Below are 23226 nucleotides of genomic sequence, written 5' to 3'. Positions count from 1 at the left end.
CAAGCGCCGAGTGCCGAAACCCACCATGCGCCCGGAGGGACTCGAACCCCCAACCCTCAGATCCGAAGTCTGATGCTCTATCCAATTGAGCTACGGACGCGATAGCCGGATAATCTCGACCGGTCGGCCCGGGGAGTCAAACCGCCGCTCAGGAGAATCCTCTTGTCTTGACATGTATATACAAGGCCGCTATCGTCGAGTCCATGTCCGTTCGCGCCGTTCCCCCGCGCCCCGGCGAGCCCCAATACCTTCGGCTCAAGCGCCACGTCCTCCGCCAAATCGCCGCGGGCGTCTGGACCCCTGGCGACCGGGTGCCCAGCGAAGGCGACTTGACGCGGGAGTTCGGGATTTCCCGGATGACGGCCAACCGGGCCCTCCGGGAACTCGCCGATGCCGGGGCCATCACCCGGGTGCAGGGAATCGGTTCCTTCGTCGCCGGACCGAAGGCCGAATCGACGATGGTCGAGGTGCGAAGCATTCGGGACGAAATTGAGCAACGAGGCCAGCGTCACTCGACCGACGTCCTGGCCCTCGGCCCGGCCACCGCCGACTCGGCCCTGGCCACCGCGTTCGGCCTCCCGAACGGAGCGCCGCTCCTTCACTCCCGCCTCCTCCATCGCGCCGATGGGCGTCCGCTCCAACTCGAGGATCGGTACGTCAACCCGGCCTCCGCGCCAGCCTACCTCGAACAAGACTTCCGGGTCGCCACGCCCCACGCGTACTTGACGCGGGTCGCCCCGCTCGAGCAGGCGGAGCACGTCATCGAGGCGGACTTGCCGTCGAAGGACGTGGCCCGCGAACTCGGCATCGGCGCGACCGAACCGGTATTGGTCCTCAACCGTCGAACCTGGTCTCGGGGCCGGGTGGCCAGTGTGGCCCGGTTGATTCACCCAGCTCGCCACTATCGGTTGTCGGGAAAGTTCTCGTTTCTCAAGGAGTCGCCATGACCGTCGTCGCTGGTCCTCGTCCGGTTCGATCCCCGCGGGGCACCGAACTGACCTGCCGGAACTGGCTGATCGAAGCGGCGTACCGGATGATCCAAAACAACCTAGATCCCGAGGTCGCGGAACGGCCCGATGATTTAGTGGTCTACGGCGGGATCGGCAAAGCCGCCCGCAACTGGGAGTGCTTCGAGGCGATCCTCGAGGCACTCCGTCGGCTCGAGCCGGAGGAGACGCTGCTGGTCCAGAGCGGCAAGCCGGTGGCGGTCTTCCGGACCCACCTCGACGCGCCGCGGGTCCTCATTGCCAACTCGAATTTGGTGCCCAAATGGGCCACCTGGGATCATTTCCATGAGCTCGATCGCAAGGGGCTCATGATGTACGGCCAGATGACCGCGGGGTCGTGGATCTACATCGGCTCGCAGGGCATCGTGCAGGGGACCCATGAGACCTTCGTCGAGCTGGGCCGTCAACATTACCAAGGCAATTGGGCCGGCAAGTGGATCCTGACCGCGGGGCTCGGCGGGATGGGCGGCGCCCAGCCGTTGGCCGCGGTCCTGGCGGGAGCCCACTGTCTCGTCATCGAATGCCAGGAATCGCGGATCGACTTTCGCCGCCAGACCCGATATGTCGATCATAAAGCGACGTCGATCGAGGAGGCGCTGGCGATCCTGGCGTCCGCCACCAGCCCGACGTCGGTCGGGCTCCTCGGGAACGCGGCGGAGTTGCTGCCGCAGTTCGTCGACTTGGCCAAGCGGGGCGGGCCCCGGCCGCACGCGGTGACCGATCAGACCTCGGCGCACGATTTGGTCAATGGCTACCTGCCGGCCGGCTGGACGGTTGCGGAATGGCAGGCCGCCCGGGCCGGCACGCAAGCGGAGCGGGCCCGGTTGGTCGATGCCGCGGCGGCATCCTGTGCGGTGCACGTCCGCGCCATGCTCGAGTTTCATCGAATGGGCGTGCCCACGATCGACTACGGGAACAACATCCGTCAAGTCGCGCTCGATCGCGGTGTCGTGGATGCGTTCGCGTTTCCGGGCTTCGTGCCCGCGTGCATTCGCCCGTTGTTTTGCGAAGGGAAAGGGCCCTTCCGTTGGGTGGCCCTGTCCGGCGACCCCGAGGACATCTACAAAACCGACGCCAAGGTCAAGGAACTGTTTCCGGAGCACCACGCGCTCCACCGGTGGCTCGATCAAGCCCGCGAACGGATTGCGTTTCAAGGCCTCCCGGCCCGGATCTGCTGGCTGGGCCTCGGGGAACGGCATCGGGCCGCGCTGGCGTTCAACGCGATGGTCCGATCCGGCGAACTGAAGGCCCCGATCGTGATCGGGCGCGATCATCTTGACGCGGGGTCGGTGGCCAGCCCGAATCGCGAAACCGAGGCGATGCTGGACGGATCCGACGCCGTGTCGGACTGGCCGTTTCTGAACGCCCTGTCGGCGACCGCCGCCGGCGCCACCTGGGTGAGCCTCCACCACGGGGGCGGCGTCGGCATGGGGTATTCCCAACACTCGGGCGTGGTCATCGTGTGCGATGGCACGCCCGAAGCCGATGCCCGCCTGGCCCGGGTGCTCTGGAACGATCCGGCGATTGGCGTCGTCCGTCACGCCGACGCCGGGTATCCGCTGGCCAAGGCGGCGGTGCGGACCCATCACCTCAACACCCCGGCCATCGCGCTTGGGGAAGGCTGACGCGTATGCGGATGGTGACCCCGGGCCGCCTAACGGTTGCCGATTTGCGAGGACTGGATGCCGGGTTCGAGCCGGTCAGTCTCGACCCCGGCTGCCGGGCGGTCGTCGCCGCCGCTGCCGCGACGATCGAGGCGATCGTCGCGAAGGGCCGTCCGGCCTACGGGATCAACACCGGTTTCGGAAAGTTGGCCCGGGTCGGGATTCCCGCCGACCAACTCGGGCGCCTCCAGGCCAACCTGGTGCGATCGCATGCGGCCGGCGTCGGGCCGCTCCTGGACGATGACACGGTCCGGTTGATCCTGGTCCTCAAGATCGCGTCGCTGGCGCGCGGGCACTCGGGGGTGCGGACTGAGGTCCTCGATGCGGCCGTCGCCCTCCACAACGCCCGGATCTGGCCCTGTATTCCAACCCAGGGATCGGTTGGGGCTTCCGGGGATTTGGCGCCGCTGGCCCACCTAACGCTCGGGCTGATGGGTGAAGGCCAGGTTCGAGTCGGCGGGGTGATTCAGGACGCGGGAGCGGCGCTCGAGGCCGCCGGCCTTCGCCCGATCACACTCGCGGCCAAAGAGGGATTGGCGTTGCTGAACGGGACCCAAGTGTCCACCGCCATGGCGCTCCGGGCCCTGTTCGAGGTCGAACGAGTCTACGCCGCGGCGGTGGTGGCGGGGGCGCTCACCGTCGACGCCGCCAAGGGATCGGATACGCCGTTCGACGAAAGGATTCAGCGGGTCCGCGGTCATCGGGGTCAGATCGATGCGGCCCGGTGCTATCGCGAGCTCCTGGCCGGAAGTGCGATTCGAGTTTCGCACCTCGAGGGCGACGACCGGGTCCAGGACCCGTACTCGCTTCGGTGCCAGCCCCAAGTCATGGGGGCATGTCTCGACCTGATGCGAAACGCGGCCGCGACGTTGGTGACGGAGGCCAACGCCGTCTCCGACAACCCACTCGTGTTTCCCGAGACGGGCGAAGTGATTTCCGGCGGGAACTTTCACGCCGAGCCGGTGGCATTTGCCGCCGACACGCTGGCGATTGCGGCCGCTGAGATCGGGGCGCTGGCCGAGCGGCGGATCGCCCTGTTGACCGACGCGTCGGTTTCGGGGCTCCCGGCTTTTCTGGTGGCCGAGCCGGGCCTCAATTCGGGGTTCATGATCGCCCATGTCACCGCGGCGGCCCTGGCCAGCGAGAACAAGACCTTGGCCCATCCGGCCAGTGTGGATTCGATGCCGACGTCCGCCAATCAAGAGGACCATGTCAGCATGGCTACCTTTGCCGCGCGAAAACTCGGCGACATCGCCGTCAATGTCCGGCGGATTGTCGCGATTGAGCTGTTGGCCGCGGCGCAGGGCATCGACTTCCACCGGCCGCTCGTCACCAGTCCGGTTCTCGAGCGAGTCCATTCGGCGGTGCGGGCCCGGGTCGGCCACTACGGCGAGGATCGGTACTTTGCCCCCGACATCGGCGCGGCCGAGGACCTCATTGGCACGGGGCTGTTCGCTGAACTTCTCGGTCCGCTAGCCCTCCTCGATCCGGTCGGCTAAGATCGGTGCCTATGGCCCGTCCCGAGTTGCCGAAGCTGCCGTGCTTTCCCTGTCCTCATGATGCCGCGTGCTGTGCATACGGCAGCACCTGTTCCGACGACGAAGCTGCCGCGATTATCGCTGAATTCGGAGATGGGAAGGTCTATCGTACTCGGTGGGGCGAGTGGCGAACCCGGGTCAAGAACGGTCGTTGCGTGTTCTTCAACGGCCAGGGCTGTTCGATACATACCCGGCCGTACTATCCCTCGGTGTGCCGGGGTTTTCCGTGGATCGACGCGGAGACCGGCGGCCCCTATGAATACGATCGGACGATTTGCCCGGAGTTCATCACCCGCCCCGAGTTGGTCCAGATTTTCCCCTTCGAGCGGGCCGGGGTCAGGGCGGCACGTCGGACACCGTCGGCCGACGGCGAATGAACACCAGCCCGAATCCGAGTGCCGACCCGGCAATCAGGAACCACTGCACCGCATAGGACAGGTGAGGGCCGTCGTCGAGGGGCGGCGGGTCGAGCCGGACCGGAAGCGAGCGCCCGCGGATCGTGTGCTCTGCCGTGGTCGAGTCGGCGGTCCGGATCACGTAGTACGGCGCGATCGGGTAGGGAAGCCGCGAAGCCATCGCGGTCCGGTCCAGTCGGCGCCAGGTCTCCCCGTCCGGCCCCACGAGCGGCTGTCCGTCCCCGTCGTCCGGGATCGCGACCGCGATCCCTTCAAAATCCGCGTCGACCGGCTCGGCGTAGCGCCCGGGGCCGAAGGTCGAGATGGCGTCGGGGCTCGGGACGAATCCCCGGTTCACCAGCACTACGGTGTCCCGGTTCGGCAACCGCAGCGGCGTGATGATCTGAATGCCCGGGGTCCCCTGGAACAGGCGGCCACGAATGATGAACGGGCGGTCGGGATCGAATTGCCCGGCGAGTCGGACTCGCCGGAATCCGATCGGGCCCTCGAGGGATTGGGTCGTCAGGTCGGCCTTGGCCAACCGGCTCTGTTCGACCGCCAAGCGGTTTCGTTCCCGCCGTTCGAAGAGCCGACCGAGCTGCCAGCTACCCAGGCCGGCGCACGCTAAGGCCACCAACACGGTCAGGGCGAAGAGGAGCTGGCGTCCAAAGGGCATGGATCGAGTGTCTGTAAAGGTGGACAGCGTGAGTTGAACCGGCGAGGCCCGCCCGCCCGCCTGATCGTGGATAAGCTCTTCGCGCATAACAACATAACTTGGTGGGGACGAATACGGCCCACTGCTTGCTCTAAGGGGTTCCGTTCAAGTCAGACATGCTGTCGTGGACATCTAACCAGGAAACAGCCATGGGTCACAGGGTTGCGTTTTTGTCGCTCACTTTGCTTCTCGCCCTGACGGTGACGGACCAGGCGGCTGGGCAGCGTCGCCGAGGTTTGACCGACATCACGCCGGCCAGTGACCGCCACGGGTTTTGGATCAGTCTTGGTCTGGGCGCGGGCACCGAGTCGAGCCGGTTCGAGCCTGAAACCGAGTATACCAGCGGGCTCACCAAGCCCTCGTTCTCGCTTCGGATGGGGGGCACCGTCAATCCGAATCTCCGACTGGGGGTCGAATTGGCTGGGTGGGGCGATCGCCGATATGACGGGAGCATTCAGGAGAACGTCACGAGTTATCTGGGCGGGTTGACGTTGATCGGCCAGTTCTATCCGGTGAAGAAGGCCGGGTTCTTCCTGAAGGGCGGCGCCGGATTGACGCGGTCGGGTGAGGTTCTCGAATCCTCGAATTCCGATCTCCACGAAGATGGCTTCGGCTGGGCCGCCGGGGCGGGCTACGAGATCAAGCTGAGTCGGTCGCTGTTCATCACGCCCAGCGTGGACCTCCTCAAGCACCGATCCCAAACCAGGGGAAGTAACGGCAATCTGTTGCCCCCGCTGCACGATCGGTTGGCTATGGTGAGCGTGGCACTCACGTTCCAATCGGGCCGGTGAGATAGGGGGCGGGGGTAGGGCGGGAGTTTCTATCACAACCACGCGTCTCCGACAAGACCGGGCTTCCGTCCTACCGTTGTACCCTCTTTCTTTCGAGTTGTTTCGTGATCCACGATGCCGCCCTGACCGGGGCGGCTCTCGGTTTTTTCCTAGGGGGCGGATGTGAGGCAATTCTGGATTTGGCACCTGGCACTGGCCACCCTGATCGTCGGATGTGGCGATCCGGTGTTGGGCCCCGCCGACATTGCCGGTCAATATCAGGCTAAAGCGTTCGTCATCGTAGTGAACGGGACCACCAACGAGCTGTTGTCCCGGGGCGCAACGGTCAACCTTCGGCTCAACGCCGACTTGACGGCCAGCGGGCGAGTCACGATCCCGATCGTTCCTGGCGTGCAGGTCACCGCCGTGGACGATGATTTGACGGGAACCTACACCGTGAACAACGGCGTGGTCAGGCTGACGGGGAGCAGCTACCTCGACGGACTGGCCTTCACGGCAGACCCACCGGAGCTTCGAGCCTTCATCGCGTTCTCGGCTCCGGACCGGGTGGGAACCTTCAGCCTGACGCTGTCCCGCCAATGAAGCCAGGCTCCGGAGGCGTCGTCGTCGTGATCCTCGCGGGGCTGTTGGCCCGCGGTGTCCCAGCCGCTGCGCAATTCAGGGAACGGCCCTCTCCGGCGGTCAGTTTTTTGGCCGGCCCGTCGAGCTATGACCTCTCGGGCAGAGGCACCGCGGTGGCCGCGGCCGTCCGGGTCGACGTCCCGACGGGCCGGTTGTTCATTATCGAACCGGGCATCGGGTTCTTCCGATATCGGACCCGGTTCGGGCAAACCATCAAGTACCTGCTACCCGAGATCAGCTTCCAGCTCCAGCCGGGCCGCGGCGCCGTTCGCCCGTATGTCGGGGTCGGTGCGGGGTTCTCGGAGTATCTCACGGGCCCTGGTGCATCTCCCGGAACGGTCCACGCGGCTGCTGGCGTGCGGGTTGCCGTGACGGGGAACTACGGATTTCGGGGAGAGGTCCGGATCCGCGGGCTGGACCCCTTCTCGGGCCAACGGATGACCGACTTATCCGTTGGGGTATCGAAGCGTCTGGGACGGTAGCGACGGTGATGTTCCCGTGCCCGATGTTTGGAATTCGGCCACCCCGGTCGCCGCTTTCCGCCCCCACCGTTCTGATTGCCTTGGTTGCCGGGGCGACGCTGGTTCCGGTGGTGGGGGCGGCCGGCCAGGCGGATTCGACCGGACGGGATAGTGTCCCGGTACTTCCCACCGTGACCGTTACCGCGGAACGGCGGGGCCTCAGCACCTTTTCCATACCGATGGCGACGACCACGGTCGGTCAGTCCGCATGGCTCGGCGGGCGGGGCGTTGGCCTGGATGATGCCTTGAGGATGATCCCCGGGGTGCTGGCGCAGTCTCGGTCCGGGACCGGCGACATTCGGTTGGTGATCCGGGGGTTCGGCGCCCGCGGCGCGGGTGATCGCTCGAACGCGGGAACCTCTCGCGGCATCAGGGTCTTGGTAGACGGATTCCCCGAAACCGAGCCGGACGGACGGACCTCCTTCGATGGCGTCGACTTGGCGGCGACCCAGCGGATCGACGTCATTCGATCGAATGCCGGCAGCCTTTGGGGCAACGCGGCCGGGGGTGTCGTCAGCCTTTCGACCGTGCCTGATTTTTCAAAGGCGTTCGGCGAAATGGAGGTCGGGCGGGGCGGGTTCGGGCTCGAGCGATACGCTGGACGAGCCGGCCTCTTGCTGGGGGATTCTCGCCTTGCGGTCACGGTGACCCGTACCGTCTTCGGAGGATGGCGGGCGAACTCCGGGACCCGTCGTTGGCTGATCAACACCACGATGGTGAGTCCGGTCGGCCCGGCGACCCACCTGGGATTGTTCCTGATGGCGGCCGACAACAGTTTCGAGATCCCGGGGCCGCTCACCGGCGAGGAGGTCGACGAGAATCCGGCCGAGGCCAATGCGACGTACCTGGCGCGACGCGAACGGCGGCACAACCGGCTTGGCCGATTGGGTGCGGCCATCGACCACCGCTTTCCCCATGGTGGCGTGCTTTCGAGTCTGCTCTACATCAACCCGAAATTTCTCCAGCGATCGGAGCGCGGCACCTTTCGGGACTTCACGCGGGTTCACGTCGGCGGGAACGTGGTCTACGCCAACTCAGTCGATCTGGGAGGGACGACCCGGGCGCGGTTCCTGGGCGGACTGGACGAGGCCTACCATGACGGTACGATCCTCTTCTACTCACTCACTCCCGAGGGCAATCGGGGCGGCACTCTTCGAGACAACAAGCGAGAAGGGGCCAATAATTTGGGCTTCTTCCTTCAGGCCGAGCTGGATGTGAGCCGGAAGGTCGGCGTGTCGGTTGGGGCCCGGCGCGACGCGATCACCTACTACTCCGAGAGTTTCCTCAATCCGAAGCTCAGCGATGAAAAGGTGTTTGCCCGCGTGACGCCGAAGTTGGGGGTCAACTACCGGTTGAGCCCAACGCATTCGATGTACGCCAACGTCGGCGGCGGGGTGGAGGCCCCGGCGGGCAACGAGACTGATCCGGCGGGCACCTTCGGGCAGGACACTGTGTTGGCGATCAACCCGCTGCTCGAACCAATCCGGTCGACGACCTACGAGGTCGGCACCAAGCACCTGGTCACGTTTGGGGCGGAAAGTGCCGTGAGCGATGTCAGCTACGACGTGGCATTCTATCGGACCAATGTGACGAACGAGATCGTGCCGTATCGCGGTGGCCGGTTCGGTGGCCGTGGGCTACCGGTAAGTCAATGACGGGAAGGGATTTGACCTCGGTTGGGTTACCGCCTATAATGGGTTCCGCGCCCTGGTGGTGAAACTGGTAGACACGCTATCTTGAGGGGGTAGTGCCGAAAGGCATCTCGGTTCGAGTCCGAGTCAGGGCATTTTGAAGTTCTGCAGGATGGTTTCTCACCGGTTGTTGCCAGCGTAGCTCAGTGGTAGAGCACTCGATTCGTAATCGAGCGGTCGTCGGTTCAATCCCGACCGCTGGCTCTCTCCAAACTTCGCACTGGCTTTGCGTTACTCCACGGGCACTGAGTTCCGCGACCTGGGCAGCTCGGGTCGCGGGGTGGCGAGGCGGCCCTACGCCTTGTCGTAAACCGTCTTCCGGGTCATTTCGCCGCGGGGCGTGGTGGCAGTCGAGACGATGGTCATGGTCTTGCTGTCGTCGCTCATGCTCCGGACTTCATGGCTCTTGATGGTCATGTCGCCCATCGGGGTGGTGAAGGTATTTTCGCCGTCTGTCACGATGGTGTTTTCAACCCAAGTGGATTTGGTCGTCATCTCGGCGCCCCGCATGCCGGGGTTCTTGCTCTCCCGGCCGTCGAGGTAGTAGGTCAGCAATACGGTCCGCTCGCCCATCTTCTGCTCGAAGACCATTTTGCTGTCGGAATGGGTGATGAACATCTCGCTCGGACGGATGCCGGCCATGCCCCCGGGGCGCTGCCCGCCGCCCCCCCCGCCCCCGGAAGGGACAAGCATCGGGTCGCTCTTTTCGGTATTGATCTTCCAGGTGCCCGAGAAATCCGGCTTTTGGGCCCCGAGGGGTCCGGCCAGTAGGCTGATGGCCGCGAGGGCCGGGAGCGCGTAGTTCATGGGGTGCCTTGGGTTGAGGTGCGAGATTAACAGTACGGCCAAAGCGGGCCGACCGTTGAGGAGCCGGCGAGGGGCGGCAATCCGATCCGCTTCTCGAGGCGTAGTCCCTGGCGTAGTTTGGGAGGGGCCCTACCGGGAACTTTCCGGGCCTCCGCGCCATTTCTCACACCCAAGACCTCATGACCAGCATTGATATCCCCAGGCTGCAAACGAACCCCGGGGCGGTCCCGAGCGGGGGCGGGCAGGGTGTGGCTCGCCGGGTCATCGACCGGGTCACCTACCCGGCGGAGCGCCGGTTCTCGAGTGTGACCGCGTATTACGTGCTGGTGGTGGCGGTCGTCTCCGTAATCCTGTATTTCGTCCCCTCGGGCCGGGCCATGGTCTCGGGGGAGCGGCTGGCCCAGATTCTGGCCCGGGTTCGGTCGCGGTTTTCTTAGGCGGCTGGGAAGCCGCAGGCTGAACAGAAGCGGGCCCCGGCCTCGGGGCGCGGACCGCACTGCGGGCACCCTCTCAATGTCGTCACCGCCGGGGCGCTGACCGCCGCGGATCGACCCAGTACCTCGGTGGCCTCAAAGGCCAGGCGGCCGCGAATGCTCTGGTAGTCTTCGTCGGATACCTTGCCGGTGGCCCGGTCAAACTCGAGTTCTTTGATGGCGAGCAGGGCCCGTCCGCGCGGCGTCTCCTCGAGGGGATCGGCCTCTTCGAGACCATCGTCTGTAGTCTGGGTTCCGAGCGCACCGAGGGCCATCCACAGCACCAAGGCACCAAGGAGCATGGCGGTTATCAGTTCGAGAATCATGCGTCGAGCTCGTTCAACGCCTGGTCGAGATTGGCCTGTTGTTCCGCCGTCAGACCAGAACTCGAGGCCGATCGGATCGGCGCGGCGGCTTGGGCCTCGAGGCGGAGCCGATGTCGGCGCACCAACACGAAGCCAAGGGTGCCGGCGGCCAGCACCACGGCCACCGTCGGGAGGATATAGCCCAGGATGTTGAATCCGCGGGCGGGTGGGGCGAGCAGAACTTGCTCGCCGTGTTTGGCGACGAACGCGGCCACAATCTCATCGGCGTTCTGGCCGGCCTGATAGAGGGCGATGACCTCTTTGTGAAGCTCGGGCGAGTAGGTGCAGGTGAAGTCGGTGGTCCGGCAGGTGAAGATGTCGAGGTTGCATCCGCAGGTGCACTTGAGCCGCCGCTCGATATCCTTGACGGTTTCATTGTTGTCGAGCGGGTTGGCCTCGGCCCGCAATTGGCCGACCGACGCGGGGTCGCGGAGAGGGTCGGCGGCCCCGGTCTTCGGGGCCTGGGTCTGAGCCACGAGCCGCTGAAGGGCGACTGGGGCCACGAGGGCGGCCAACAGGGTGCGCCGGTTCATCCGACGGCCGCCGGTTCAGGGGCCGCTGGGGTCCGCTCCCGGATTGGCGGGAGATTGGCATTCCAGGTCGAGGGCCACATCGTAATGAGTCCTCCAATGATCAGAAACACGCCGCCGGCCCAGACCCACCAGACCAACGGATTGACCGTAATCCGGAACGTGCTTCGTTCGGTCCCGTCGACCGAACCGGCGTACACGACGTAGAGGTCTTCGCGGAGATCGCTCCGGATCCCGACTTCGGTGGAGGGCTGAAAGGTCGGCTTGCCGAAACTGTCGACGTGCTGCCGTTTCTCCGAGGTCATGATCCCGAGCTTCTTCCCGTTTCGGGTCACTTCCATCGATGCCACCGAGACCTGGCGGTTAAACGCGGCGTACTGGGAAATCCCGAGGAACTTGAGGGCGTACTCGTATCCGAACGGGCTCCCGATCGTGGCCGTGTCGCCGACGCTCAGGGTGGCCTCGCGAGTCCGGGTAAACGCCATCCCGGCGAACGCCACGAAATAGACCACCATTGCGATGTGGACCAAGTAACCGCCATAGCGACGGCGATTCCTGGTAATCAGACGTCCCAACGCGAGCACCGGATGTTCGCCGTGCATCCGCTGGCGGGCGCGGACGCCGCGATAGAACTCCTGGGTGACGGTTCCGAACACGAAACCTGCCAGACCGAAGGTCATCATCGCGTAGGGGTCTCTGACCCCGAGGGCCAAGAGCACGACGGTGACGACGATCCCGGTGGACACCGGGAAAATGAACTGGCGACGGAGGTTGGAGGTGGACGTCTGGCGCCAGGCAATCAGCGGACCGATCCCGGTCAGGGCCAGGAGGCCGAGACCTAACGGGATATTCACTTGATTGAAGAACGGCGGGCCGACGGTGATCTTGGTGCCCCGGACCGCTTCGGAGAGGATCGGGAAGAGGGTGCCCCAGAGGACGCTGAAGGCGATTCCGACCAACAGCAGGTTGTTGAACAGAAAAGCGGCTTCCCGACTGGCCAAGGAGTCGAGCTGACTCTCGGGCTTGAGGGACGGCCACCGCAAATAGAGCAGCGAGAAGCTGGCGAACGCCGTCAGGACCAGAAATCCGACGAAGAACGCGCCGATGTTGGATTGGGTGAAGCTGTGGACGCTCGCGATCACGCCGGAGCGGGTAATGAAGGTGCCGAAGATACTCAGGAGGAACGACCCGATGACCAGGCCCAGGTTCCACCGCTTCAACATGCCCCGTTTTTCCTGGATCATGACCGAATGGAGAAACGCGCTCATGGTGAGCCAGGGCAGGAAGCTGGCGTTCTCGACCGGATCCCAGGCCCAGTAGCCGCCCCATCCGAGCTCGACGTAGGCCCACCACATTCCCAAGGTGATCCCGGCCGACAGGAAGAGCCAGGAAAGCAGGGTCCAGCGCCGGATTGCGTGGATCCATCCAGTATCGACTCGGCCGGTCACCAGCGCGGCGATCGCGAAGGCAAACGGAATGGTGATGCTGATGTAGCCGAGGTAGAGGAGCGGCGGGTGGATGACCATCCCGGGATTTTGGAGCTGAGGATTGAGTCCGTTGCCGTCGGCCGGCGTGAAGGCGAGCCGTTCGAACGGGTTGGCGCTCCCCGACAGCAGCATCACGGCCAGGAAGAACAGGACGACTGTGCTGGTGACGCCTCCGACGGTCGGCAGGAGCACGGCGTACCGGCGACTGGTGACGGCCTGCGCAATCGCTCCGAAACTCGCCAAGACCAAGGCCCAAAACAGCAGCGATCCCTTCTGGCCCGCCCACAGCGCGGCAAAGACGTAGTAGTCGGGCAAGTTTCGCGAGGTGTACGACGCGACGTACTCGACATTGAAGTCGTGCGCGAAGAGGGCCTTCCAGAGCGACACCGCCGCTACCCAGAGGACGATCGCGATCGCGTAGCTCGACCGTTCGACGACGACCCCGGCGTCGGGACGTTGGCGCCAACTGGGAATGAAGGCGAAGGCTGCCACGTAGATCGAGAGCAGGAATGCCATCCAGAGCGCAAATTGGCCCAGGAGTGTCATGGTTTGGCTTCTTTGAGAAAGTTGTCGAGCAGGTTCTGGTGGCCCGTGTACTCGGGGCGGGTGAGGGCGATCTGGGCCGGGTAGGCCGCCAGAAATTCCCGGTGCGCGGCGGCGGCGGCGGCGGGGTCCCGCCGGAGCCGGGCCACCGAGCCCCGAATCAAGGGGGCGAACAAGTGGCCGGGCTGCTGGCTGCCAATGGTATCGGCCAAGGCGGCGGCCCCGGCAGCGTCCCCGGTGGCAATTCGAAGCATGGCGGCGTGAAACCGGGCATCGGCGTCGACGGCCTCGAGCATCCCGTAGGCGGCGAACGCCATCGGGGAGAAGGTCCTGACGGTGGCCGAATCGCCGCCTTCGCTAGCCCGCATGATCCGCTCAAAGAGCCGGTCGAACCGCTCCCGGGTGGTCATGGCGCTAAGGTCGGGAGGGGTTCCGGCCTCCGGTCCACCGGTGGCCTGGACTGGCAAGGGCGGGGGGGGCGTTTGGTCCCGATTGGACCAGAACACCGAGCCCAGCAACGCAACGACCAACGCCGCGCCCAACACGTAGGGGACGGTATTCCGGCCACCCGCGGGCCGGGCCGAATGGGGGGCGTCAGCGGCCGTGCCGCACGCGCTGCAGAACCGCCCCTGGAGCGGAGCCCCGCAGGACGGGCAGTAGCGGAACGTCTGAGTCACCGAAGGATCTCCATCAGGCCGGAAAGGTAATCCCTAAATCTACCGAGGCTACGTGAAAGGACCGTGAGGCTAGCCGGGTCAGGGAGGCGGCTGGGGCGGCCCAAAGCCGCGGCGTTCCATGGTGCCCCAACTGTGTTTCTTCTGGAGCAGGTTGACCATCCCGCGAAGCCGCCAATAGGTCGTCAGCTGGCGGTATCCGAAGTTCTCGATGACCGCCAGGCCGATCAACCGATAGAGGTCCTTCCGCTTGGGATAGCGGCGGAACCCCATCTCCTCAAGGGCCACCGCGGTAATGGAGAGCCCGATCCCGATCCCGATCCCGATCCCGATCCCGATGGCCAGGGTCAGGAACGCGGCCGCATAGATATCGGAGACCCGCCCGAGGATCAACGCGATCACGAAGGTGGCATAGCCGGACACTTCGACCAGCGGTGGCTCAATCTACCGAGCGGAACAAATCACGGTGCGAGGAAAACTGCTCCTCCGCGATTAGCTTATGGTCCGGTGTCCGGGTCACCCGTTTTCTCCATCTCGTGCGGCATGTCGACTTATCATCTCGCGGGCGATTATGCCCCTCCGGGTCAGCTGACCCTTGGCCTCCAGATCGAAATCGATCCGGCCGGCCCGCTCTCGAGCCTTCACCCGGGAGACCGGTTCTTGCTGGCGGCCGGTGATATCGAGGGCAAACTGGTGAGCTGGGGCAGCGGATCGATCACGGTCGCGGTTCGGGGATCCGACGATCGTTGGACTCGAACGACCTGGTCGCCCAATACTCAGGTTCGCCGAATGAGAGGATAATCCAGATGACAATTCACTCCAGGACGACGCTCGTTCTGGCGGTCGCGGTCCTGATCGGCTGCGCCGACTCGGCCTCCAAACCGGTTGCCACGATCGACTCGCTTGGCTTGGCCGAGAATATTCTGTTTCTGCGGCCCGACCAGCAGGTGCCCCGGTATCGACACATGGACCAGGCCTCGCCGGTTCGAGCATTCGCGCGGGGTGCCACGGTCTTCCCGCTGCCGAAGTCGGCCTCGCCGCTCCCGGCGATCCGGTATCAGATTGGGAGCCGGGCCTTGGGCATCGACAGTTTCATGGTTCGCAATCACGTCACTGGATTGCTGATCCTCAAGGACGGCAAGATCCTCGATGAGCGATACCGGCAGGGGAACGACGCTGCCACCAAGTGGATTTCCTTCTCAGTCGGGAAGTCGTTTGTTTCGACCCTGGTGGGGGCGGCGGTTCAGGACGGATCGATCAAGAGCATCGAAGACCCGCTCACCAAGTACCTGCCGGCGCTCACGGGATCGGCATATGACGGGGTCACGATTCGGCAGGCCCTGCAGATGGCCTCGGGCGTCAAATACAATGAGGCCTATACCGACCGGAGTGCTGACATCGCCAAGATCACGCAGTGTCTCACGGACCGGCTGGCGGGCTGCATCCTCAACGTCATGAAAGCGTTGCCCCGAGCCGGTCCGGCGGGAACGATCTACAACTACAATACCGGCGAGACCCAACTGGCTGGGATGGTGGTCCAAGCGGCCACGGGCAAGACTCTGTCGGACTACCTGTCCGAAAGAATCTGGAAGCCGTTCGGGATGGAGAGCGACGGGTATTGGCGCCTCGAGTCCGACGGGGGTCAGGAGTTCGCGGGGGGCGGCGTCAACGCGACACTTCGCGACTATGGCCGGTTTGGGCAGTTCATCTTGGGCGGCGGTACGGCCGGGGGCCGGCAGGTGCTGCCGGCCGGATGGGTCGCCGAGGCGAGCCACCCTCGAGCCGACTCTCCCGCGAACGGGTACGGCAAGTTGTATCCTGACTATCCGCTGGGCTATGGCTATTTCTGGTGGTCGTACCCGAAGGGTCCAGCCGCGCTCCCGAACCACGACGGCGCGTTCGAGGGGGAAGGGATCTTCGGGCAGATCCTCTATCTCAACCCGGCCGAACGGATGGTCGTCGTGATCTGGAGCGCATGGCCCGAGCCGGACGCCGCTCCGCGGTGGGCCGAGTCCCGGGCGTTTCTGGGCGGGGTCGTCGAGGCCGCGCGCGGCGTGACGCCCTGATGCCAGTTGGATCACTCCTGCTGGCCGCGCTCGCGGCACTGGTCGGTGGCGCGATCAACTCGATCGCCGGCGGCGGGACCCTAGTCACCTTTCCGATCCTCGTGGCGCTCGGCATCGCCCCGCTCACGGCCAACACCACCAACACCATGGCGCTCTGGCCCGGCGCGTTCGGCAGCCTCTGGGGCTACCGGCGCCAGTTTGCCGGCGTGGGCGGCTGGGTGGCGAGTATCGGCGTGACCGGCATTCTGGGCGGAATTCTCGGCGCCTGGCTCTTGCTCACCACCGGCAACGACCGGTTCGAACGGATCGTGCCGTTCCTGGTGCTCGGCGCTACCGTCCTGTTCGTTTCGAACGGGCCGCTCGTTCGGTGGCTCCGCGGCCACCAGCCGCTCGGCGAGGTGGCCCCAAAACCTCCCCCGGCGTTCCTGGTGGTCCAGTTCCTTGTCGGGATCTACGGCGGGTACTTCGGCGCCGGCATCGGCATCCTGACGTTAGGCGTGCTCGGCCTCTTCGGATTGACCGACATTCACAAGATGAACGCCCTCAAGGTCTGGGGCGCGTTGTCGGCTAATCTGGTGGCGGCGCTGTTGTTTGCCGCCAAAGGCGCCGTGGTCTGGCCGCTGGCGTTGGTGATGGCGGCCTCGAGTCTGGTCGGCGGATACGTCGGGTCGCGACTGGCTCAACGGGTCGGTCAAGAGTGGGTTCGGCGGGCCGTCGTGGCCATCGGATTCGGCTCGTTTCTCTGGCTCTTGGCCCGAGCCGGGTGAAGTCGGCGGGGCCTACCGTCCGCTCGGCGGGGGGCCAGCGGTAAAGAACGCGGTGAACTCCGGCGCGCTCGCCAGGAAACCGGCCGGCGCCGCCCCCGCGAAATCCCGAAAGTCCCGGATCAAATGCGATTGGTCGAAGTAGCCGCACTCCGCCGCGACGCGGGCGAGTGTGGTTGGATCGGTGCGCCAGCGTGAGGTCGGGCCCCTCGATCAGCGCAAAGTCGAAGCCGAGCCAAGTAAGAAAGGCGCCGAGCAGCTGCTGATCGGCGCCGATTTCGTCGGCCAGGTGGGGGCCATTCGCTCCAGGCGATCCGACCCAAACTCCTGTTCGGCGAGGGTGCGGTCGTCGGCGAACTCGGGGCGGTGCGCGAATCGGAGCAGTTTGGAGAACGCGTCCGTCCGCTCCGCCCGGGGGCCGGGCGCTCAGATTTCACGGTACCAGGGGTTTGGGCGCCTCGAGTGGAACCCCGAGCGCCGCCCGCGTGAGCGCGAGGCCATCCAAGGCGGTGTATTCGGAGGGTTTCATCCGGGATATGGTACCGTGTGGTTTTCCGGGCCGCCAGCCGACCCGCTAGAGCCGAAGCAGATAACTCCACTTGAGGAAGAAATTGTCTCGCGACCGGCTGAGGCCCCGGAACCGGAACGCCTCCTCCTCGGCCATACTGCTTCCATAACCCGCGAAGAACACCGTGCCCGGCGTTGGCTGATAGGAGAACAACAGGTCGAGCCGGAAGGCGTTCTGGTCGACCGGGAGGGCGAGGTCCCGGCGATACCGCCCGGTGCCCGGGTCTCGGATCAGGATCGGGGCGTTGGTCCGGGTATCGTCACGGAGGCTGTCGCGCTGGAAGGCCTGGTACTCGCCCACCACCCGGAGGAACACCGCCCGCGACAGCTGATATTCGACCTTGAGCCGCGGGAGGAGTTTCCGCGACACGAACGACCCGTCCGATGCCCGATGAAAGATCTGCAACGGCAGCGTCGACTCGGCCCGGAGTTTCGGGGTCGGCCGGTAGGCGAGCCCCAAACGGCCGACGGCGATGTCGGCCGCAGACCACTCGGCGTAGTTGATATCCTTGCCGAAGGCGACGTAGACGTCGAGCAGGAACCCGGCGAGTTCCGGGGTGCTGATCGTGAGCCCTCCGGCGAGCGACGGGAGGCGCTGAGCGGCGGGATAGGGTACGGTGTCGCGTCCCGCGCCGGCGGGCACTTGGATGGCGTAGTCCCGGAACAGCCGGCGGTCGTAGCCATAATTGAATCGGTATCCGGTCAACCCGATGTCCCAGCCGCCCCGGAGGGTCAGGTTGAGACGCTGCATCACCCGCCGGTCGCGCGAGGCCTGGCCGCTCCGGAAATCGGGATAGGCCCAGATCAGATCGGCGTAGAGCGAGGTGCTGATCCGTTCGACCAGGGCGCCGCGCCGGCCATAGAAGGTGACCGACGGGCCGATCGAGACCTGGACCATATCCGGCTCGCTGATGAACCCGCTCCCGGCCACGAACTGGTCCGACACCGCGTTGAGGGTGGCCTGAAGCCCGAACCGCCGCCCGGTGTGGCGGAACTCGGCGTATCCGATCGGGGCAGTCCGGGTGCCGGTTGCGTTCCGGTCGCGGCTGACCGCGCCGAAGAACGAGAAGCTAGTGAGCGGGCTCAACGCCAGCCGCCCGTCGATCTCGCCGACCCGGTTGTAGTCACGGCCGTCGACCCGGTCGGTGTAGGCCATGCCTAACCGTGACCGGCTCCCGATGGTGCGCTGAAGCCGGAGCAGGTTGTTGACCGGATGGCTCCGTCCGGTGGCCGAGGTGGCCCGGTCGTCGATCGCGGAGAGAAACCCAAAGCTCATTCCGGAGACTCGGCCGGTGATCTTGGCGGCCCCGATCGGCGCGGCGATCCGCCGGGTATAGATCACCTGACTCGGCGTGGTGAAGTACTCGAACCCGTCGAGGAAGAACGGCCGTTTCTCGGCAAAGAAGATGGCGCGCCGGGGATCGGTCACCAACTGGCCGGCGTCGGACTCAACCTGGGAAAAATCCGGATGGGCCGTGCCGTTGAAGGTGAGGTTGGCGGAGAGGCCCCATTTGAGGTTGCCGCCGAGTTCGGGCCGGCCTCCGCCGTACGCCCAGCCGCCGAGGCGCGGTGCGCCGCTCACGGTGCTGGTGGCGATGGGGGTGACCTCGAGCACCCGGCCGCGACGGAGTCCTTCGAGTCCGACCATGATGCCGCTTTGGCCCACGAACGAGGTCGCGGCCCGCTGGGCCGGGGCCCAGGTGTCTTCGCGTCCCGTGGCGGCGACCCGCCGGACGATCTGAAGCGACCAGTCCTGCCGCTCACCCGCTTGGTAGCGGAGGCTCTTGAAGGGGATCCGGACTTCCACCTCGTAGCCGGTTTCGGTGAGCCGCCCCTTCGACTCGAAAGTGAAATCGGGGGTCAGGTTGGGGTGTTCGCGGCCGCCCCGGTCAGCGCCCTCGCCGTAGGCCGACCGGCGGGTCGACCCTTCCATGATCGAGCCGTCGGCCTGAACACCGAGCGGATTGACCGCAAAGACAAACGCCTGACGGCCGTCGTTGAAGGTGCCGAGGTAGATCTCGATGTAGTCGTCGCTCTGGATCCCCTTGTCGCGGTCGGTCAGGTGGGCCCGAACGCTGCCCGGCGGCGCCGTGGCGCGGGCGGCGAAGTGGATCGCGGTGGAGGAGTACCAGACCAGCACCTCGGTCGGGTCTTCGGCGGGCCGACCGTCGGAGGGGCTGAACTGGGAGAAATCGGTAAGCCGCGCCGCGCGGGCCCAGACGGGTTCGCCGAGGATGCCGTCGATTCGCACTTCGGCTTCGATCCGCGGGGGTGTGACGTGCGGCGCAGGGCGAACTTGGCCGGTCTGGAGCGCGGTGACGACGGCGAGGAGCATGGCCTGTAAACTAGTGCTGTTTGCCGGTCGCGCGCCCGGATCTCAACCGCCCCACACCCGGCCCCAGACCCGAAGCCAGTTTTCGCCCAGAACCAAGTCGGGTTCGCGCTCCGTCCACCCGCGCTTTCTCAGTCCGGCGATCAGGGCGGGGAGCTTCGAGATGTCCTCGAACCCCGCGACGGTCCGGACGGGGCCGGCGCTCAGCCTTTCAGGGGTGAAGGTCGCCGCATCGCTGGGATCGACGGCCGTCGAACTCGGGCCCCGTCGCATCCTGGTGAACTGTGTCTGCCCCGGCACCATCGACACGCCGATCAATCAGCAGGCGGGTGCGGAGGCCAAGCTCGGGATCGTGAAGACGATCGCCCCGCTCGGACGCCGCCGGCTATACCACCGGCAGCGCGGTCGAGGTGGATGGCGGCTGGCTGGCCGGGCCGTCGCTTGCGCTGATCGGGCGAGTGATGGGAGTCTGATGATTCGGTTGCAGCTACCCATCGTGCGCTACCACCGCGACAGATAGGTCAGTTTGACCAGACCGGCCCGCTCCCGCGGAGCCCAGAGTCGGGTGCCGTCGCCGCGCCGCTCGTTGAACACCAGGAACAGGTCGCTCCCCGTGCGAAAGGTGTAGCCGACCCGGAAGTTCGCGCCCAGATCCCGTTCGAACGCGTTGTATTGGAGCAGGGTGTTGGCAACTAGTTTGGTCGAGAGGGCCACCGTAAGCCTCATGGTGGCCAGATCGGCCGTGAAGCTTCCGCCGGGCAAATCGACGAGGCTCCGATTGACGTTGAAGGCAAGCGCGAGGTTGGGCGATGGCGCGGCCGACAGTTCGCCCCCAAGGGAGTGGATCGTCCCGCCATACATCCCTTGCAGCGTGAGGTTGGTTCGAAGCACGATCGGCCGTCGCTGGCTGGTGCTCGCGAACCAATTGAATGACCACGTGTCGTACTGCCCCGCGGGAACCGGCACACTGTCGGAGAGCGCGAAACCCTCATCCAGCCGGGTGGAACCACCGGTATACCAGGCAAAAAGGCGATCGCCCGAGTTCCAGTCGGCGGAGAGGTTCGGGGACACCATCCAGTCTTGGACCGTGCCGGCGCCATTGGTGATGAGTTGTCCGTACATCAAGAGATCGAGACGGCGGAGACCGAGCAGCTTGGGGCGGGTCGTGACCCGGACATTCGCGTCGCTCCGTTGGATATCGGTCCGGGTGACGAATCCGAGGTCGGCCCGGGCGTTCCCGTCGACGAAGAGATGGGCCAACTCGGCTCCGAACCGGTCGGTCTGATACTGGGCGTCGATCCGGCCCGAGTACCCGGCCCGGGCCGCTTGCGCGGTCGTGATGGCCGCGTAGCCCTGCACGGTGAACGAGGGGCTTGGCCGCATCAGGAAGTCGACGCCGCCCGCGGTGTTCCAGTCATCGCCTGAGCGTTGGTCGGTGGCCATCGCGCCAAGGTATCCGCCGGTGCTGAAGTCGCGCTTGACCCGGACCACAGCATGGTTTTGACGGGGGACCCCGAACGCGGGGTCGGTCACGACATTCAAGACGCCGATCGACTGGCGCCCGGCGCGGCCGGTGAGGCGGAGCCCGCCCAGCAACGGCACGGGGCCGTCGTTGGCCACTCCGATCCGGCGGGAAAAAAACATCAGGAACGGCGGCGGCTCGAATGAACTCCTGAATCCGAACTCGAAGATCCCGGCGTTCTCGAGAAAGAAGTCCCGCTTCTCCGGAAAAAAGAGGTTGAACCGAGTCAGGTTGACCTTTTCATCATCGACCTCGGCCTGGGCAAAATCGGTGTTGGCGGTGAGATCGAGAAGCATTCCGGGCGCGATCTCGGTCTTGAGGTCGAGGCCGGCTTCGATCCGGCCGCTGTTCGTGACCAGGTCGCCGTCGACTTCGCGGCTGGTTCCGCCGAGGAGGTACGGTTTGACGTCGAGGTTGGTGCCGGGGCGGGGCAGCGCACCGATCCCGGCGAGGTGCCCGCCGTTGCTCACCCGATGAAAGCCTTCAGGGTCGCGTCCCCACGAGGTCCAGAGTGATTCCTCGTTGCTCCGGGCCTGATAGCGAACGACGTTGAATCCCCAAATGGCCGCGCTGTCGGAGGGATACCGGATCGATCGAAGGGGAATCGCGAATTCGGCACTCCAGCCTTCGGCCGTTCGGCTCGCGGCGACTTGCCAGACGCCCCGCCAGTCGGCGTTCGTGGCTTGGCCGTCGTTGCTGACCAGGGCGTCGAACTCGGCGCCATTGGCGTTGGTCGCGAACACGTATGCCGAACGGCGATCGTGCATCGGATCGAGGAGAATCGCGACCACATCGTCGCCCTGGTAGTGGAGCCCGGGTTCGAAATCACTAACCCGGACGACTTGGTCCCGCTGAAGGATTCGGGCGATCACTTGCTCGGGCCGGGAGTCCCGGGCCAGGATGCCGATGTAGACCGTGGCACCGTCGATCACGACCCGGACCTCGGTGGCCTCGGTGGCCGGTTGGCCGACCGCGGGCTCGCGCTGGCGGAAATCCGTGGCGGCCGGGACGGCCTGCCAGAACGGTTCGGTGAGTTGGCCGTCGAGCCGCACGGCGGTGCCTGGGGCGATGCGGACGACGGCCAGTTCGGGGGACCGGTGCTCCTGAGCGGAGAGGGGAACGGTCAAGCCGAGGAGGAGCAGTCGAAGCACCGGAACAAGATACACCATATACGGCTTCGCGGACCCGGGGTGGTGGGGGCATCGCGCCGAGCCGGGCCGAGTTGGTGGCGGCCGCCTGGAGGCAGTAGCTTTGACGCCGGTCGGGGAACCGTCCGACCCTATCCCCGAAGGACCTCATTGATGGACTCACCGCCGAGGGGCAGGCTCTTTGTAAGGGAGGTCGGCTCTGATGGAGAGAACTACGTGGGGCGCTGTCGTCGCGCGGTACCAGCAACCGGAGACCCGTCGCGCCGTCGTCCAGTTGCTCACGACGCTGCTGCCCTTGGCCGGGTTGCTCTGGCTGATGCACCGGTCTCTCGCCGGTTCGTATCTCGTGACCTTGTTGCTGGCGGTTCCCGCGGGCGGGTTGTTGGTGCGGACCTTCATCATCATGCACGACTGCGGCCACGGGTCGTTCTTCAAGTCGCGGCGGGCCAATGAAATTGTCGGCTGGATCACCGGTGTCCTGACGCTGACGCCCTTTGCCCAGTGGCGGAAGGACCATGCGTTGCACCATGCCTCCGCGGGTGACCTCGATCGACGCGGACACGGCGACATCGAGACCATGACGGTATGCGAGTATGCCGAACTCACCCCCGAACGACGACGGCGCTACCGCTTTGTGCGCCATCCGCTGGTGCTGCTTGGGCTCGGGCCGATCTACTTGATGTTGAGCCAGCGACGGCTGATCAAGGGGGTTCCGCTCAACCAGCTCCAGCGGTTCAGCGTTTGGTCGACGAATCTCGCGATTCTGGTCATCGGCGGCGCCTGTTCGGTGTGGATCGGTTTCGGTCCGTTCTTCGCGATCTACTTCCCGGCCATGTTCATCGCCGCCTCTGCGGGGATCGGGCTGTTCTACGCCCAGCATCAGTTCGAGGATACCTATTGGCATGAGCATCGGGAATGGGACTACGCGACGGCCGCGATTCGCGGCAGCTCGTACTTCAAGCTGAATCCCGTGTTGCAATGGTTTACCGGCAACATCGGTCTCCA

Annotated in this window: 24 protein-coding genes and 3 tRNA genes; 16 read left to right on the top strand and 11 right to left on the bottom strand. The window is 65.6% G+C overall.

Translation table 11 applies throughout. The annotated features are described in order from the left end of the window. Window positions 1-26: 26 nt before the first annotated feature. Window positions 27-100: transfer RNA gene (locus tag EXR94_00135), tRNA-Arg, on the bottom strand. 103 nt (window positions 101-203) lie between these two features. On the opposite strand from EXR94_00135, the gene hutC reads away from it, so the two are divergent. Genes hutC through EXR94_00115 form a run of 4 tightly spaced genes read left to right on the top strand, consistent with a single transcriptional unit; the run spans window position 204 to window position 4586 of the window. After that, window positions 204-947, top strand: a complete 744-nt coding sequence (gene hutC / locus EXR94_00130; GenBank protein MSR01144.1) for a histidine utilization repressor — start codon at window positions 204-206, stop codon at window positions 945-947. Continuing rightward, a complete protein-coding gene (locus tag EXR94_00125; GenBank protein MSR01143.1) occupies window positions 944-2632 on the top strand; it encodes a urocanate hydratase in 1689 nt (562 codons plus the stop codon). The genes hutC and EXR94_00125 overlap by 4 nt, the downstream gene beginning before the upstream one ends. Before the next feature lie 5 nt (window positions 2633-2637). Beyond that, window positions 2638-4170, top strand: coding sequence for a histidine ammonia-lyase (gene hutH, locus EXR94_00120; GenBank protein ID MSR01142.1), 1533 nt, complete (start codon window positions 2638-2640; stop codon window positions 4168-4170). An 11-nt stretch (window positions 4171-4181) separates the two neighbouring features. Beyond that, window positions 4182-4586, top strand: coding sequence for a hypothetical protein (locus EXR94_00115; protein MSR01141.1), 405 nt, complete (start codon window positions 4182-4184; stop codon window positions 4584-4586). Here EXR94_00115 and EXR94_00110 read toward each other — a convergent pair. Further along, window positions 4546-5367: an SURF1 family protein gene (locus EXR94_00110; protein ID MSR01140.1), complete on the bottom strand. Its 822-nt coding sequence runs from the start codon at window positions 5365-5367 to the stop codon at window positions 4546-4548. The two genes, EXR94_00115 and EXR94_00110, sit on opposite strands and share 41 nt — an antisense overlap. Window positions 5368-5435: 68 nt before the next feature. On the opposite strand from EXR94_00110, the gene EXR94_00105 reads away from it, so the two are divergent. The 6 genes from EXR94_00105 (at window position 5436) to EXR94_00080 (ending at window position 9147) form a co-directional block, all read left to right on the top strand. Beyond that, entirely contained in the window at window positions 5436-6110 is a 675-nt protein-coding gene (locus EXR94_00105; protein MSR01139.1) for a hypothetical protein, read from the top strand. Window positions 6111-6272: 162 nt separating this feature from the next. Beyond that, window positions 6273-6692, top strand: a complete 420-nt coding sequence (locus tag EXR94_00100) for a hypothetical protein (GenBank protein MSR01138.1) — start codon at window positions 6273-6275, stop codon at window positions 6690-6692. Next, complete coding sequence (locus EXR94_00095) at window positions 6689-7213, top strand: hypothetical protein (protein ID MSR01137.1); 525 nt, start codon at window positions 6689-6691, stop codon at window positions 7211-7213. Before EXR94_00100 ends, EXR94_00095 begins: the two co-directional genes overlap by 4 nt. Before the next feature lie 5 nt (window positions 7214-7218). Then, complete coding sequence (locus EXR94_00090; GenBank protein ID MSR01136.1) at window positions 7219-8907, top strand: TonB-dependent receptor; 1689 nt, start codon at window positions 7219-7221, stop codon at window positions 8905-8907. A gap of 49 nt (window positions 8908-8956) precedes the next feature. Continuing rightward, window positions 8957-9038, top strand: a tRNA-Leu gene (locus EXR94_00085). Between the two features lie 37 nt (window positions 9039-9075). Then, a tRNA-Thr gene (locus tag EXR94_00080) sits at window positions 9076-9147 on the top strand. 90 nt (window positions 9148-9237) lie between these two features. Here the strand turns inward: EXR94_00080 and EXR94_00075 are convergent. Continuing rightward, window positions 9238-9750, bottom strand: a complete 513-nt coding sequence (locus EXR94_00075) for a hypothetical protein (GenBank protein ID MSR01135.1) — start codon at window positions 9748-9750, stop codon at window positions 9238-9240. 179 nt (window positions 9751-9929) lie between these two features. On the opposite strand from EXR94_00075, the gene EXR94_00070 reads away from it, so the two are divergent. Beyond that, complete coding sequence (locus tag EXR94_00070; GenBank protein ID MSR01134.1) at window positions 9930-10187, top strand: hypothetical protein; 258 nt, start codon at window positions 9930-9932, stop codon at window positions 10185-10187. Here the strand turns inward: EXR94_00070 and EXR94_00065 are convergent. The 5 genes from EXR94_00065 to EXR94_00045 all read right to left on the bottom strand — a co-directional run bounded on the left by EXR94_00065 (window position 10184) and on the right by EXR94_00045 (window position 14224). After that, window positions 10184-10549, bottom strand: coding sequence for a zinc ribbon domain-containing protein (locus EXR94_00065; GenBank protein MSR01133.1), 366 nt, complete (start codon window positions 10547-10549; stop codon window positions 10184-10186). The genes EXR94_00070 and EXR94_00065 overlap by 4 nt on opposite strands. Further along, window positions 10546-11121 (bottom strand): hypothetical protein, encoded by a 576-nt coding sequence (locus tag EXR94_00060; protein MSR01132.1) that lies wholly within the window; start codon window positions 11119-11121, stop codon window positions 10546-10548. Before EXR94_00060 ends, EXR94_00065 begins: the two co-directional genes overlap by 4 nt. Next, on the bottom strand, window positions 11118-13151 hold the full coding sequence (locus EXR94_00055) for a heme lyase CcmF/NrfE family subunit (GenBank protein MSR01131.1): 2034 nt from the start codon (window positions 13149-13151) through the stop codon (window positions 11118-11120). The genes EXR94_00060 and EXR94_00055 overlap by 4 nt, the downstream gene beginning before the upstream one ends. Next, a complete protein-coding gene (locus EXR94_00050) occupies window positions 13148-13825 on the bottom strand; it encodes a zinc ribbon domain-containing protein (GenBank protein ID MSR01130.1) in 678 nt (225 codons plus the stop codon). Before EXR94_00050 ends, EXR94_00055 begins: the two co-directional genes overlap by 4 nt. Window positions 13826-13903: 78 nt before the next feature. Beyond that, window positions 13904-14224, bottom strand: a complete 321-nt coding sequence (locus tag EXR94_00045; GenBank protein MSR01129.1) for a hypothetical protein — start codon at window positions 14222-14224, stop codon at window positions 13904-13906. Window positions 14225-14365: 141 nt separating this feature from the next. Between EXR94_00045 and EXR94_00040 the strand changes: the two genes are divergently transcribed. From EXR94_00040 to EXR94_00030, 3 genes are read left to right on the top strand one after another with little or no spacing between them, the layout of a single operon-like run. Next, window positions 14366-14623 carry a hypothetical protein gene (locus EXR94_00040; GenBank protein MSR01128.1) on the top strand — a complete coding sequence of 86 codons (258 nt, stop codon included), beginning with the start codon at window positions 14366-14368 and terminating at the stop codon, window positions 14621-14623. A gap of 5 nt (window positions 14624-14628) precedes the next feature. Further along, window positions 14629-15888: a class C beta-lactamase-related serine hydrolase gene (locus tag EXR94_00035; protein MSR01127.1), complete on the top strand. Its 1260-nt coding sequence runs from the start codon at window positions 14629-14631 to the stop codon at window positions 15886-15888. Beyond that, entirely contained in the window at window positions 15798-16655 is an 858-nt protein-coding gene (locus EXR94_00030; GenBank protein MSR01126.1) for a sulfite exporter TauE/SafE family protein, read from the top strand. Before EXR94_00035 ends, EXR94_00030 begins: the two co-directional genes overlap by 91 nt. Before the next feature lie 571 nt (window positions 16656-17226). Here the strand turns inward: EXR94_00030 and EXR94_00025 are convergent. Together EXR94_00025 and EXR94_00020 are read right to left on the bottom strand one after the other, a co-directional pair. Then, on the bottom strand, window positions 17227-19554 hold the full coding sequence (locus EXR94_00025; protein MSR01125.1) for a hypothetical protein: 2328 nt from the start codon (window positions 19552-19554) through the stop codon (window positions 17227-17229). Window positions 19555-19596: 42 nt separating this feature from the next. Next, window positions 19597-19854 (bottom strand): hypothetical protein, encoded by a 258-nt coding sequence (locus EXR94_00020; protein MSR01124.1) that lies wholly within the window; start codon window positions 19852-19854, stop codon window positions 19597-19599. Here EXR94_00020 and EXR94_00015 point away from each other — a divergent pair. Continuing rightward, window positions 19715-20071 (top strand): SDR family oxidoreductase, encoded by a 357-nt coding sequence (locus EXR94_00015; protein ID MSR01123.1) that lies wholly within the window; start codon window positions 19715-19717, stop codon window positions 20069-20071. The genes EXR94_00020 and EXR94_00015 overlap by 140 nt on opposite strands. Here the strand turns inward: EXR94_00015 and EXR94_00010 are convergent. Next, window positions 20053-22224 (bottom strand): hypothetical protein, encoded by a 2172-nt coding sequence (locus EXR94_00010; GenBank protein MSR01122.1) that lies wholly within the window; start codon window positions 22222-22224, stop codon window positions 20053-20055. The genes EXR94_00015 and EXR94_00010 overlap by 19 nt on opposite strands. Before the next feature lie 199 nt (window positions 22225-22423). On the opposite strand from EXR94_00010, the gene EXR94_00005 reads away from it, so the two are divergent. Further along, window positions 22424-23226 (top strand): fatty acid desaturase (locus tag EXR94_00005; GenBank protein ID MSR01121.1); only part of this gene is annotated, 803 nt, incomplete at its 3' end.

It is taken from the genome of Gemmatimonadota bacterium (genome assembly GCA_009692115.1).
GTDB lineage: Bacteria > Gemmatimonadota > Gemmatimonadetes > Gemmatimonadales > GWC2-71-9 > SHZU01.
Note: the sequence above shows the minus strand (reverse complement) of the source record. Positions and strands in the feature narration are given on the sequence as shown.

Bases quoted from the DNA above. Each gene is read 5' to 3' on its own strand.
- hutC (MSR01144.1), top strand. From the start codon at position 204: ATGTCCGTTCGCGCCGTTCCCCCGCGCCCCGGCGAGCCCCAATACCTT.
- EXR94_00125 (MSR01143.1), top strand. From the start codon at position 944: ATGACCGTCGTCGCTGGTCCTCGTCCGGTTCGATCCCCGCGGGGCACC.
- hutH (MSR01142.1), top strand. From the start codon at position 2,638: ATGCGGATGGTGACCCCGGGCCGCCTAACGGTTGCCGATTTGCGAGGA.
- EXR94_00115 (MSR01141.1), top strand. From the start codon at position 4,182: ATGGCCCGTCCCGAGTTGCCGAAGCTGCCGTGCTTTCCCTGTCCTCAT.
- EXR94_00110 (MSR01140.1), bottom strand. From the start codon at position 5,367: ATGCGCGAAGAGCTTATCCACGATCAGGCGGGCGGGCGGGCCTCGCCG.
- EXR94_00105 (MSR01139.1), top strand. From the start codon at position 5,436: ATGCTGTCGTGGACATCTAACCAGGAAACAGCCATGGGTCACAGGGTT.
- EXR94_00095 (MSR01137.1), top strand. From the start codon at position 6,689: ATGAAGCCAGGCTCCGGAGGCGTCGTCGTCGTGATCCTCGCGGGGCTG.
- EXR94_00075 (MSR01135.1), bottom strand. From the start codon at position 9,750: ATGAACTACGCGCTCCCGGCCCTCGCGGCCATCAGCCTACTGGCCGGA.
- EXR94_00070 (MSR01134.1), top strand. From the start codon at position 9,930: ATGACCAGCATTGATATCCCCAGGCTGCAAACGAACCCCGGGGCGGTC.
- EXR94_00065 (MSR01133.1), bottom strand. From the start codon at position 10,549: ATGATTCTCGAACTGATAACCGCCATGCTCCTTGGTGCCTTGGTGCTG.
- EXR94_00060 (MSR01132.1), bottom strand. From the start codon at position 11,121: ATGAACCGGCGCACCCTGTTGGCCGCCCTCGTGGCCCCAGTCGCCCTT.
- EXR94_00055 (MSR01131.1), bottom strand. From the start codon at position 13,151: ATGACACTCCTGGGCCAATTTGCGCTCTGGATGGCATTCCTGCTCTCG.
- EXR94_00040 (MSR01128.1), top strand. From the start codon at position 14,366: ATGTCGACTTATCATCTCGCGGGCGATTATGCCCCTCCGGGTCAGCTG.
- EXR94_00035 (MSR01127.1), top strand. From the start codon at position 14,629: ATGACAATTCACTCCAGGACGACGCTCGTTCTGGCGGTCGCGGTCCTG.
- EXR94_00030 (MSR01126.1), top strand. From the start codon at position 15,798: ATGGCCCGAGCCGGACGCCGCTCCGCGGTGGGCCGAGTCCCGGGCGTT.
- EXR94_00025 (MSR01125.1), bottom strand. From the start codon at position 19,554: ATGCTCCTCGCCGTCGTCACCGCGCTCCAGACCGGCCAAGTTCGCCCT.
- EXR94_00015 (MSR01123.1), top strand. From the start codon at position 19,715: ATGTCCTCGAACCCCGCGACGGTCCGGACGGGGCCGGCGCTCAGCCTT.
- EXR94_00020 (MSR01124.1), bottom strand. From the start codon at position 19,854: ATGGTGCCGGGGCAGACACAGTTCACCAGGATGCGACGGGGCCCGAGT.